Origin of the sequence: Pseudomonas graminis, from assembly GCF_013201545.1 — a bacterium.
In the GTDB taxonomy this organism is placed as follows: Bacteria; Pseudomonadota; Gammaproteobacteria; order Pseudomonadales; family Pseudomonadaceae; genus Aquipseudomonas.
Window position 1 is genome coordinate 2630612 of the sequence record NZ_CP053746.1, and the last position, 12576, is coordinate 2643187.

Below are 12576 nucleotides of genomic sequence, written 5' to 3' on the forward strand. Positions count from 1 at the left end.
ATATCTTTGTAGCACCAAAAGGGTGCATCGCAACGTGGCGATTGCACCCGCTTCGGTCATCGAGTGTTACTTCGCTGTTGGTTTCAGCGAGTTACTTGGCCAGGCTTACACCGTAGAAAGGCGTCAGGCCAAACGGGCTGAGTTTGAAGTCCTGAACCTCTTTACGCATCGGCTGAAAGACCTTGGAATTGGCGATCGGGGTGATCGGCACGTCGTTTTTCAGAATGTTCTGCGCTTGCTGGTACAGCTTGATGCGCTCATCGCGGTTGCTGGTCAGCTTGGCCTGGGTGACCAGTTTGTCGTAGCTGGGGTTGCACCATTTCGCGTAGTTGCTGCCCTTCACCGCGCCACAGCTGTACAGCACGCCGAGCCAGTTGTCAGGGTCACCATTGTCACCGGTCCACCCGTAGATCATCACGTCGTGCTCGCCGGCCTTGGCGCGCTTGATGTACTCGCCCCATTCATAGCTGACGATGTTGGCCTTGATACCAATCTTCGCCCAGTCCGACTGGATCATCTGCGCCGACATGCGTGCGTTGGGGTTGGACGCGCGCTGCACGGTCATCGCCCACAGGTTGATCTGCGTGCCTGGCGCAACGCCGGCCTCCTTGAGCAACTGCTTGGCTTTTGCCGGATCGTGGGGCGCGTCCTTGATGTTCGGATCAAAGCTCCATTGCGCAGGCGGCAGAGCGTTCTGTGCCAGCTGACCGGCGCCCTGGTAAACCGCCTTGATGATGGCCGGCTTGTCGATGGCCATGTCCAGCGCCTGACGCACCTTCAGTTGATCCAGCGGCGGATGGGTCACGTTATACGCAAGAAAGCCCAGGTTGAAACCGGCCTGGCTCAGCACCTTGAGGTTCGGGTCCTTCTGCGCTTCTTCGATGTCCTGTGGGCGCGGATACCCACTGATCTGGCACTCGCCGGTCTTCAGCTTCTGCAGGCGGGTGGCGGCGTCGGTGTTGATCGAGAAGATCAGGTTGTCGAGCTTCACGTCCTCCGGCTTCCAGTATTCCGTGTTGCCGACGTAACGGATCTGCGCGTCTTTCTGATAACGCTTGAACACAAACGGCCCTGTACCGATCGGTTTCAGGTTGATGTCGCCTGCCTTGCCTTGCTTGATCAATTGGGCGGCGTATTCAGCCGACTGAATCGAGGCGAAGCTCATCGCCAGGTTCTGGATGAATGCCGCGTCGATGTTATTCAGCTGGAAGCGGACGGTTTGATCGTCGACCTTTTCGACCTGCTTGATGGTGGCGTTCATGCCCATGTCGGTGAAGTACGGCGACTCCGACGGGTACGCCTTTCGGAACGGGTCGTCCGGGTTCAGCAGACGATTGAAAGTGAACAGCACGTCATCGGCGTTGAAGTCGCGGGTCGGTTTGAAATAGTCCGTGGTGTGGAATTTCACGCCAGGCCGCAAGTGAAAGGTGTAGCTCAAGCCGTCTTCGGACACGTCCCATTTAGTTGCCAGGCCCGGCTCGACATCGGTGCCGCCGCGCTTGAACTGGGTCAGGCGATTGAAGACTGTTTCCGCTGACGCATCGAACTCGGTGCCGCTGGTGTACTGACTGGGATCGAAGCCGGCAGGGCTGGCTTCCGAGCAATAGACAAGGGTGCTGGCCGCCTGCACCGAGGGAACGCACAGCGCCATTGCGGCTGCCAGGAGCAGGGGTTTGAAGGTTGTGTCCATGTGAACCTCATTAAGTGCGGCACTCATGCCTGAATTCATCGACGGGATGATAGACCGCCAAGAATGCCGCACGGCTCACTCGGGCAACAAGCCAGGTAAATTCATAAGCTTATTACTTAATGAAGTTCTGCAACTCCTTCCACCAGGCGGTGCCGGAAACCACTTTCATGAATCCCTGCTCCAGAAAGCCCTGCAAGCCCGAGGCCTGGGAGGTTTTGCTGTTGAACACGTAGTTCAAATAGCTCTGGCTGTCTTTGATGAGTGTGTTCTGGATGGCGCGCAGTTCGTCGATTGCCGCTTGCTGGGTCTCGTCCAGCTCGCTCTTCGATTCACTGCGTGCCACTTCCGCCGGATTGCTGGCGGCCCATGCGTTGACGATCGGGTACTGCCATTCGCTGTCGGCAGGATGGCAGAAGAATGCCGACGCGACGGCGACCGGATCTGCCTCAGGTTTGCCAGCCCAGTAATCGACCATGGACTGGGCAACTTTGCGCACGGCTTCGGTAGCGAGCAGCGCGGCCAAATCGTGGAGCGGGTGCTCGGCGTGGTCCTTGGAGAGTTGCGAGTGGCTCGGCTCCAGCGTCGGATCGGTGTTCGGGTCACTGCCCAGCAGAGTCTGCGCATCGTCGACGCTGTTGCCGATCCAGGTCAGTACACCTTGTGCCGCGCTGTTGTACGCGTTCAGCAAAATGCCCGCCGGGGTGTTGATCAGCCAGCGATAGAACTTCAGGGTGTCTACGCCCATTTTTTTGGCGAGCGTCACCAGGCCGTCCCTGGCCGTCAGCAGCGCGTTGAATGCGTTGAAATAATCCTGATCAGGGTGTTCGCTCAGCAACACCAGCATCACTTTATCTCTGTCCGAACGATAACCCGGCTGAGTGAGCTCGAACTCAAGCTCCTGGGTGGAAAAGAGGATTTTGCCCAGCGGTCCCGCCAGACTGGCGATGACGTCGGTGGCCCCGAATGTGCCCGTGACCAGAGGCAGGTTCCATTTGACGTGAACAGGCGTTGTCCAGGGTAGAACCCTGACATGGCCGGCCTTGATCAGGCTCAGTTCTGCGAAGTTTGAATGGGCGAACAGGTCTTCGAGCACATGCAGCGCGGCGCCGAAGCTGCGCAGTCCGTCGAGGGAACGGCCCTGTTCCATGGCCAGGCGCAGCTCCTGCTCCATGTAGCCCACCGCGTTGCCGATGTAGCGTTTCATCGACGTGGCCAAGTCCGCGCCAAGGGACGGATCACCGGATAGCACCCAGGCTTCGAAGTCCGGGTCACGCACTTTCGGGTCCGGGAACGGCGGATTGGTCACCAGCGGATTGTCGATGTGTTCCGTTGGCCGGTAAACACCCAGTTTTTTGGGCGTGACCTTCATTTCGTTCGGATAGCGCATCCGCAGGTCGAAGAATTTCTTGGCTGCCAGCACGTCGACCAGATTCGTCCAGCCCTCGCGGGACAGTGTCGCCGGGAATTCTTTTGGCATGTCGGGTGCACGGGTGATCTTGGGATCAACGACCTGAGAGTAATCCCGTAGCCAGTTGCCGAAATAAACGGCGTCGATTTCCGTTCGGCTGAATTTGAAATCCTGCAGAACCCATTCAATCGTCTGGTGGGTGCTGCCTTTCGCCTCTGCGTTGCCGGCTTCGAAGGCTTCGCGGTCGGAATTGCTGTGGGAAGGCTCGATGCGCAGATCGGTCGAGGCCAGATAGTCGCGGATGGCTTCGCAAGCGTTCTTCCAGGACATCGCGTACTCACGATCGCTGGAGGCCACTTCGGAATACGTGGCGAAGCTCAGGTCGTCTCGTGACGGGGAGGCTGCTTCGGTCAACCACAAGGTGAACAGATGGCCTTCCTCGAATGGGGCATCGTTCGCCAATGGCGCGTTTTCATCAGCCAGTTCATGGCGCAGGACGTTGTCGATGTGGTGGCCGAATTCGTGGAGCAGTGCGGTGAGCAACCACCAGTAGTGCTGCGGATGGGCGGTCGTACGCGCGAAGAATGACCAATCGACACGGATGACCCGCTCGCGGTTGTCATAGTCGGCTTCGAAGCCCAGCTCCCAGGAGAGAAGCACGGCAGGGTTATGCACCTCACCCGCCAGCAGTTTGTCCCGCAGCTTCGTATAGAGGTGAGGCGGAATGTCGTTACCGAAGACGTTGCCCATCTCAATGGCAAAAGATTCTGGCGCGAGCGTTTCGGCCACGTGGGTCAGTAGATCCAGCGCGAATGTACTGCGCAACGTGCGGGTAGACACGTCGACAGGAATAACGGTTTGAGCTTGAAAAGGCATGATCGGATTCTTCCTTGAATCATTGGCCGCGCACGGCCGTGCCCTTGGGGCTGGCGGCCTTGAGTGCGCGTCAGGTGTGTTTTGCTGCGGACAATTCTATTTATTTCGGGCAGCGTGAAAATCGGCCGAATCGCCCCGGGACGTAGGAGATAGGAGCTGCGCTGATGGGGAAGCGGCCACGGGATGGCCGTAATAAAGCGGGGACGGGGGAGGGAAAAGGCGGCAGCCCTTGGCTGCCGCCGTGTGCATCAAGGGATAGCGACTTCGATCACGCCATCTGCTGCCACACTGACCTGACTGGTGCCGGCCTCGACATCTGGCGTTGGTGCGGCGTCGGCACGCGCGGCCTTCATCATCATGACTGGCGCGCGCAGATACGGCTGCGGAAAACCGGAGGTGTTCAGGTTCAGGTTGACCAGCTTGTAGCCGGTACCGCCCAGTGCGTCGGTCACCAATTTCGCGCGAGCACGGAATGCTGTCACCGCGTCTTTGAGCAATGCGTCTTCGCTGGTCTTGCGTGCGGGGTTGGAAATGGAGAAGTCCATGCCGCCCATTTTCATGTCGCCACCCAGCAGGTCGCCGGTCAACTTGGAGAGGGCGGCAAAGTCGGCGCTTTCCAGGCGCAGTTCGGCGTGTTCACGCCAGCCAGTGATCTTCTGGCCTTTATCGTCATAGATCGGGTAGCTGTTGCGGCTGCCCTGACGGATGTTGATGTCTTTGACCTGACGCGCTTCGCCCAGGGCTTTGTTCAGGGTTTCAGTGACGCCGGACGCCAGCTTGGCCGGGTCGGTGTTCTGCGATTCGGTGTAGAGGGTGACGGTCATCAGGTCGCGCTGCACTTCCTGGCTGACTTCGGCGCGGACCGAAACCTGGTTGTAGTGAACGTCGTCGGCGAGGGCAGGGGTGCTGGCCAGCGCGAGTGCGCCGAGGGTGAACAGTGCAGCAGTAGGGCGAAGGCTGAACATAAAAACTCCTTGTTTGGCGAACCGTCCCGAGGGATGTGGCAAGTCCTCGGCGGACGGATGCCCATGAGACTGTGAACCCGGAGGCTTGTTCCTGCGCCATTGGGCGGAGGTCAAATGGATGTGGCGGTTTGACGCACTTTGACGGCAACTGTTGTCGCATTGGTTATACTCGCTCCGATTCGCCTGGAGCGCTCATCAGGAGAGCTCATGCTCGCCCCCTTGCAACTGCTTTCTGCCACCCGTCAGAACCTCTGGCGCCTGACGTTCATCCGCATTCTGGTGCTGGGTGCACAGGCGGGCTCAGTGGGGTTTGCCTATCTGTTCGATATGCTGCCGCTGCCCTGGCTGCAGCTGGACATCACCCTGGGTTTCTCGGCGATCGTCTGCCTGCTGACGGCCATCCGTTTGCGCACCTCGTGGCCGGTGACCGAACTCGAATACGCCGTGCAACTGGCATTCGACCTGTTTATCCACAGCGCGCTGCTGTACTTCTCCGGCGGCTCGACCAACCCGTTCGTTTCTTATTACCTGGTGCCGCTGACCATCGCCGCCGTGACGCTGCCGTGGCGTTATTCGCTGATCCTGTCGGGCATCGCGCTGGCGCTGTACACGCTGATGCTGGCCAAGTTCTTCCCGCTGGATGCGTTTGTGGCCCGCGAGAACATGCAGATCTACGGCATGTGGCTGAGCTTTGCGCTGGCGGCTGGTGTAATCACCTTCTTCGCCGCGCGCATGGCCGAAGAGCTGCGCCGTCAGGAACACATGCGTGCCTTGCGCCGCGAAGAAGGGGCGCGCGATCAGCAACTGCTGGCGGTAGCGACCGAAGCTGCCGGCGCCGCCCATGAACTCGGCACGCCGCTGGCGACCATGAGCGTGCTGCTCAAGGAGATGCAACAGGACCACAAGGACCCTGCGCTGCAGGAAGATCTTTCGGTGCTGCAGGATCAGGTCAAGCTGTGCAAGGAGACGCTGCAGCAACTGGTGCGCGCCGCCGAAGCCAATCGCCGGCTTTCAGTGCAGGAACAGACCGTCACGCACTGGCTCGATCAGGCGCTCAACCGCTGGCACCTGATGCGCCCGGAAGCCACTTATCGCTTTCAGCGGCTGGGGCAGGGCGACGTGCCGATGCTGGCGCCGCCGCCGGATCTCACTCAGGCGCTGCTGAACCTGCTCAACAATGCCGCCGATGCCTGCGCCGAAGGGCTCGAGGTGAATCTGGACTGGACCGCCACCGAGATTCGCATCAGCATCCGCGATCATGGGGCCGGCGTTCCGTTGGCCATCGCCGAGCAGATCGGTAAACCGTTTTTTACCACCAAGGGCAAAGGCTTCGGCCTTGGCCTGTTCTTGAGTAAGGCCAGCGTGACCCGCGCGGGCGGCTCGGTGAAACTCTATCCTCACGAGGAAGGCGGCACGCTGACCGAGCTGCGCCTGCCCCGTGACGCACGAGGAGATGAAGCATGACTGACGAAATCCAGGTTGAAGGCGAAGAGCTGCCGCACCTGCTGCTGGTGGACGACGACGCCACCTTCACCCGCGTGATGGCGCGGGCCATGGCGCGCCGCGGTTTTCGCGTGAGCACCGCCGGCTCCGCCGATGAGGGCCTGGCCCTCGCGCAGCAGGACATTCCGGACTACGCCGCCGTCGACCTGAAAATGGAAGGGGACTCGGGGCTGGTGCTGTTGCCTAAGCTGCTGGAACTGGACCCGGAAATGCGCGTGCTGATCCTGACCGGTTATTCGAGCATCGCCACGGCCGTCGAGGCGATCAAGCGCGGCGCCTGCAACTACCTGTGCAAACCCGCCGATGCCGATGACGTGCTGGCAGCGCTGCTGTCCGAACACGCCGACCTGGACACACTGGTGCCGGAAAACCCGATGTCCGTTGACCGCTTGCAGTGGGAGCATATTCAGCGCGTGTTGACCGAACACGAGGGCAATATTTCCGCAACGGCGCGTGCGCTGGGCATGCATCGACGTACCTTGCAGCGCAAGTTGCAGAAGCGCCCGGTTCGTCGCTAAGCAGGGACTGCTTCTTAAACATTTATTCATGGAAGATCGTCTGTGGCGTCTGGCACATTGGCGCCAACGCCTTTAATTGCCTGCTGCCGAGCTTTTGCCATGAATTTTGATGTAGACGAATCCAGGGTCAATGACGCTGTAAACGGGAATTTCTTTTCCCGGGTCTGGAAGCTGGTGACGCCCTACTGGCGCAGCGAAGAAAAAGGCATGGCCTGGGTGCTGCTCATCGCAGTGATCGTGCTGTCGCTGTTCAGTGTGTTTATCTCGGTGCTGGTCAACAGCTGGTACCGTGACTTTTACAACGCCCTGCAGAATAAGGATCTGGGCGCCTTCACCCACCTGATTCTGTACTTCTGCGGCATTGCCGCCATCGCCATTCTCGGCGCGGTGTATCGCCTCTATCTGACCCAGATGCTGACCATCCGCTGGCGTCGCTGGCTGACCGAACAGCATTTTGCCAAATGGCTCGCGCACAAGAATTACTACCGGCTGGAGCAGGGCGGTTACACCGATAACCCTGACCAGCGTCTGTCCGAAGACCTCAATAACTTCACGTCCGACACCCTCAGCCTGAGCCTTGGCCTGCTGCGCACCGTGGTCAGCCTGGTGTCGTTCTCGGTGATCCTGTGGGGCGTGTCCGGCAGCATCGAGCTGTTTGGCATCACCATTCCGGGCTACATGTTCTGGGCCGCGCTTATTTATGCCGCGGTCGGCAGCTTGCTGACTCACCTGATCGGCAAACGCTTGATCGTGCTGAGCAACCAGCAACAGCGTTACGAGGCCGACATGCGTTTCTCTCTGGTGCGCGTTCGCGAGAACGCCGAAAGCATCGCCCTGTCCGACGGGGAGGCCAACGAGAATCAGCGCCTGAGCGCACGGTTCGGCATGGTCTGGAGCAACTTCTGGACGATCATGAAGGTGCAGAAGCGCCTGACGTTCTTTACCGCCGGTTACTCACAGATCGCCATCGTCTTCGCCTTTGTCGTGGCTGCACCGCGTTACTTCGCTGGCAAGATCGAACTGGGCGAGCTGATGCAGATCAACTCGGCGTTCGGCAATGTGCAGGAAAATTTCAGCTGGTTCATCGACGCATACACCCAGCTGGCGTCGTGGCGCGCCACCTGTGATCGTCTGCTCAGCTTCCGTCAGGCCATGGACGAAAACGAAGCGCGCGTGCCGGCCATCAAGGTCAGTCATGAGAGCGATGCCTTGCAGCTCGATGGCCTGGCGCTGTCTCTCGCCGGCGGTCGCCAGTTGCTGAACAATGCCAACATTCGCATTGCGGCAGGCGAAAAAGTCATGCTCAGCGGCCGATCCGGCAGTGGCAAAAGTACGCTGCTGCGGGCGATGGGCGGATTGTGGAAAGAAGGACATGGTGCAGTGAAGCTACCCGCCAAACGCGCGTTCTTCCTGCCGCAAAAACCGTATCTGCCCATTGGTACGCTGCGGGAGGCGCTGAGTTATCCCCAAGCGCCCGAGGTCTATCCTGTCGAGCGTTTTGCTCAAGTGCTGGACACCTGCCGCCTGGGTCATCTCATCCCGCGACTGGACGAGAGCGAACATTGGCAGCGCATGCTGTCACCGGGTGAGCAACAACGCGTCGCTTTTGCCCGAGCATTACTGTTCGCGCCGGACTGGCTTTACCTGGATGAAGCCACATCCGCGATGGACGAAGAGGATGAGGCCGCGCTGTATCAGGCGTTGCTGGACGACCTACCGGGCGTGACCCTGCTCAGCATCGGCCACCGCAGCAGCCTCAAGCGCTTCCATGGTCGCCACGTGCGCATCGACGGTGGCCAGTTGCACGAGCAGCCGCTAACCGAATCGGCACTTTAAGCGTAGAGTGCTGAAGCGATAAAGTGTCGTAAACCAGGTGCTTCGCCGGGGTTGTTGTGTGATCGCACAACCCGGTGAGCTATCATCAGCGTTCAGTGTATTTAGAGATGCATGTTGGATATGGAAAATCAGAGCGCTCCGCCTCGCGCACGCAGAAAGCACCGCAGTCTCGCACAGGAACTGGTGACTGAACTCTCCGAGCGGATCCGCACTGGCGGGCTAAAGCGCGGGGACAAGTTGCCTACCGAGTCTGCAATCATGGAAGAGCAGGGCGTCAGCCGCACGGTTGTTCGCGAAGCCATCTCTCGCCTCCAGGCCTCCGGACTCGTCGAAACCCGGCATGGTATCGGCACATTCGTTCTGGACACGCCGAGCCCGAGCGGTTTCCGTATCGATCCGGCCACCATCGTCACCCTCCGTGACGTCCTGGCGATCCTCGAGCTGCGCATCAGTCTCGAAGTCGAATCAGCCGGCCTGGCCGCCCAACGCCGATCCGCCGAGCAACTGGCCGATATGCGCGCCGCCCTCGACGCACTCAGCGAGAGCGCGGCCCATGCCAGCGATGCTGTCGGCGCCGATTTCCAGTTCCACATGGCAATTGCCCTGTCGACCGGCAACCGCTACTTCACCGACATCATGAATCACCTGGGCACTAGCATCATTCCCCGTACCCGTCTGAATTCTGCGCGCCTGGCCCACGACGACAACCAGCATTACATGAGCCGCCTGAGCCGCGAGCACGAGGAAATCTACGACGCCATCGCGCGCCAGGATTCCGATGCCGCCCGCGCCGCCATGCGCCTGCACCTGACCAATAGCCGCGAACGGCTGCGTCATGCCCATGAAGAGGCTGAATCGCAGCGGGCTTGAGACACGTTGTTAGAAGGGTAGGGCATAGCTGCGCTGCCCTCTAAGGTGTTTGCGCGGGTCGGTGATTCAGGCTTGGACGTCGGCTCGTTGACTCTGGCCGGAGGCCGTAGGAGTGAGCTTGCTCGCGATCGGCTGCGCAACAGTCGTAAACTGACGCTGCGGTGCTTTCAGACGCGCCGCATCACCAAGAATGCTGCCGCTTTGCGCCAGATCGCGAGCAAGCTCACTCCTACAAATCGCGCCATATAGCACACCTCTGTAGCGACTGCGGCATCTCATAACCGGGCTTTGCACCCTGCCAGCATCAGCAGGCACCACTCATCCTCCCCAGTCATAAATATTTCAAAACGCTATTGAGTGATCTCCCTCTCAGTTGTACGATGACTTACGACATCAGCGCAGGACTGGTGCTTCATCCACAAAAATAGCTCCCCAGGGTGTTCGAATAATGAATCCACAAGAACTGAAGTCCATCCTCTCTCACGGTCTGCTTTCCTTCCCGGTTACCGATTTCAATGCCCAAGGCGACTTCCACCGCGCTGGCTACATCAAGCGTCTGGAATGGCTCGCCCCGTATGGCGCTTCCGCGCTGTTCGCCGCAGGCGGTACAGGTGAGTTCTTCTCACTGACCGGCGACGAATACTCCGAAATCATCAAGACTGCCGTCGACACCTGCGAAACCAGCGTGCCGATTCTGGCTGGCGTCGGTGGTCCGACCCGCCAGGCGATTCAGATGGCTCAAGAAGCCGAGCGTCTGGGGGCCAAAGGCCTGCTGCTGCTGCCTCACTACCTGACCGAAGCCAGCCAGGACGGCGTCGCCCTCCACGTTGAAGCGGTCTGCAAATCGGTCAAGATCGGCGTTGTTGTCTACAACCGTAACGTCTGCCGCCTGACCCCTTCGCTGCTGGAACAATTGGCCGAGCGCTGCCCTAACCTGATCGGCTACAAGGACGGCCTGGGTGATATCGAGCTGATGGTTTCGATCCGCCGTCGTCTGGGCGACCGCTTCTCGTACCTGGGTGGTCTGCCAACGGCAGAAGTCTACGCCGCTGCCTACAAGGCGCTGGGCGTGCCGGTTTACTCCTCGGCGGTGTTCAACTTCCTGCCGAAAATGGCGATGGACTTCTACCACGCCATCGCCAAAGACGATCACGAGACCGTCGGCAAGCTGATCGACGATTTCTTCCTGCCGTACCTGGACATCCGTAACCGCAAACACGGCTACGCGGTGAGCATCGTCAAGGCGGGCGCCAAGCTTGCCGGTTACGACGCAGGCCCTGTCCGCGCGCCGCTGACTGACCTGACGTCGGACGAAGTCGACATGCTGGCTGCGTTGATGGACAAGCAGGGCAAGCAGTAATCGCCCAGTTCCCGCAAAACCGCTGAGCGATCAGCGGTTTTTTGCCCTCGGGGCTTCGCTAACGGACAGCTCGCAGCACAGCTTCACATCGCATCTGTTTTAGGGGCAGAGGCGAGCAGCACACACATAAGATCGTTTACCCGCGCAAAAAAAATAACTAGTGGGAGTTTCGAACATGCAGAAAACCAAGCCGACGCACGTCCGCTATTTGATCTTGCTCATGCTGTTTCTGGTGACCACGATCAACTACGCCGACCGTGCAACCATCGCCATCGCGGGCTCCAGCCTGCAGAAAAGCCTCGGCATCGACGCCGTTACCCTCGGTTTCATCTTCTCCGCATTTGGTTGGGCCTACGTCGCCGGCCAGATCCCAGGCGGCTGGCTTCTGGACCGCTACGGCTCCAAGAAAGTCTACGCATTGAGCATCTTCACCTGGTCGCTGTTCACCGTGCTGCAAGGCTACGTCGGCGAATTCGGTCTCTCCACCGCCATCTTCCTGCTGTTCGCCCTGCGCTTCATGGTCGGCCTCGCCGAAGCACCGTCGTTCCCCGGCAACGCCCGTATCGTGGCGGCCTGGTTCCCGACGTCTGAGCGCGGCACGGCCTCGGCGATCTTCAACTCGGCACAATACTTCGCCACCGTTCTGTTCGCCCCGATCATGGGCTGGATCGTTTACACCTTCGGCTGGCAGCACGTGTTCATCGTGATGGGCAGCATCGGCATCCTGTTCTCCCTGATCTGGCTGAAAGTTATCCACAGCCCGCGCAACCACCCGAAAATCAACAAGGAAGAATTCGATCACATCGCCAACAACGGCGGCATGGTCGACATGGATCAGGACAAGGGCAAAGGCTCTGCCAGCGGGCCGAAATGGGACTATGTGCGTCAGTTGCTGACCAACCGCATGATGCTGGGCATTTACCTGGCTCAATACTGCATCAACGGCATCACCTACTTCTTCCTGACCTGGTTCCCGGTGTACCTGGTTCAAGAACGCGGCATGACCATCCTCAAGGCGGGCTTCATCGCTTCGCTGCCGGCCATTTGCGGATTCATCGGCGGCGTACTGGGCGGGATCATTTCCGACTACCTGCTGCGCAAAGGCCACTCGCTGACCGTCGCTCGCAAGGCGCCAATCATTGGTGGCCTGCTGCTGTCGACCTCGATCGTGACGTGCAACTACGTCGACATCGAATGGGTCGTCGTGGGCTTCATGGCACTGGCCTTCTTCGGCAAGGGCGTTGGCGCACTGGGCTGGGCGGTCATGTCCGACGCATCGCCGAAACAAATCGCCGGTTTGAGCGGCGGTCTGTTCAACATGTTCGGTAACATCGCTTCCATCACCACCCCGATTGTCATCGGTTACATCATCAGCACCACCGGTTCGTTCAAATGGGCCTTGGTGTTCGTCGGCGCCAACGCGCTGGTGGCGGTGATCAGCTACATCTTCATCGTCGGTGAAATCAAACGTGTAGAACTCAAGGAAACCCCACAGAAGGGTGCCTTGCCGGCCAGTGAAGCCGAGCTTTCTCAAGCGAAACTCTGAGGAA

Annotated in this window: 9 protein-coding genes; 6 read left to right on the plus strand and 3 right to left on the minus strand. The window is 59.7% G+C overall.

Annotated features, from left to right (window positions below; genetic code table 11):
- Window positions 1–91 precede the first annotated feature (91 nt).
- From FX982_RS11815 to FX982_RS11825, 3 genes are all read right to left on the minus strand, one after another.
- Window positions 92–1690 (minus strand): ABC transporter substrate-binding protein, encoded by a 1599-nt coding sequence (locus FX982_RS11815; RefSeq protein WP_172610765.1) that lies wholly within the window; start codon window positions 1688–1690, stop codon window positions 92–94.
- A 112-nt stretch (window positions 1691–1802) separates the two neighbouring features.
- Window positions 1803–3974, minus strand: coding sequence for an HET-C-related protein (locus FX982_RS11820; protein ID WP_172610766.1), 2172 nt, complete (start codon window positions 3972–3974; stop codon window positions 1803–1805).
- 248 nt (window positions 3975–4222) lie between these two features.
- Window positions 4223–4939 carry an SIMPL domain-containing protein gene (locus FX982_RS11825; RefSeq protein ID WP_172610767.1) on the minus strand — a complete coding sequence of 239 codons (717 nt, stop codon included), beginning with the start codon at window positions 4937–4939 and terminating at the stop codon, window positions 4223–4225.
- 207 nt (window positions 4940–5146) lie between these two features.
- On the opposite strand from FX982_RS11825, the gene FX982_RS11830 reads away from it, so the two are divergent.
- From FX982_RS11830 to FX982_RS11855, 6 genes are all read left to right on the plus strand, one after another.
- Complete coding sequence (locus FX982_RS11830) at window positions 5147–6403, plus strand: ATP-binding protein (RefSeq protein ID WP_172610768.1); 1257 nt, start codon at window positions 5147–5149, stop codon at window positions 6401–6403.
- Window positions 6400–6960: a response regulator transcription factor gene (locus tag FX982_RS11835; protein WP_065990162.1), complete on the plus strand. Its 561-nt coding sequence runs from the start codon at window positions 6400–6402 to the stop codon at window positions 6958–6960. Before FX982_RS11830 ends, FX982_RS11835 begins: the two co-directional genes overlap by 4 nt.
- Window positions 6961–7059: 99 nt before the next feature.
- Window positions 7060–8796: an ABC transporter ATP-binding protein/permease gene (locus tag FX982_RS11840; protein ID WP_172610769.1), complete on the plus strand. Its 1737-nt coding sequence runs from the start codon at window positions 7060–7062 to the stop codon at window positions 8794–8796.
- A gap of 120 nt (window positions 8797–8916) precedes the next feature.
- Window positions 8917–9666: a FadR/GntR family transcriptional regulator gene (locus tag FX982_RS11845; protein WP_108120830.1), complete on the plus strand. Its 750-nt coding sequence runs from the start codon at window positions 8917–8919 to the stop codon at window positions 9664–9666.
- A 448-nt stretch (window positions 9667–10114) separates the two neighbouring features.
- Entirely contained in the window at window positions 10115–11026 is a 912-nt protein-coding gene (gene kdgD / locus FX982_RS11850; protein ID WP_122534960.1) for a 5-dehydro-4-deoxyglucarate dehydratase, read from the plus strand.
- A gap of 175 nt (window positions 11027–11201) precedes the next feature.
- Window positions 11202–12572: an MFS transporter gene (locus FX982_RS11855; protein WP_172610770.1), complete on the plus strand. Its 1371-nt coding sequence runs from the start codon at window positions 11202–11204 to the stop codon at window positions 12570–12572.
- Window positions 12573–12576: the final 4 nt, after the last annotated feature.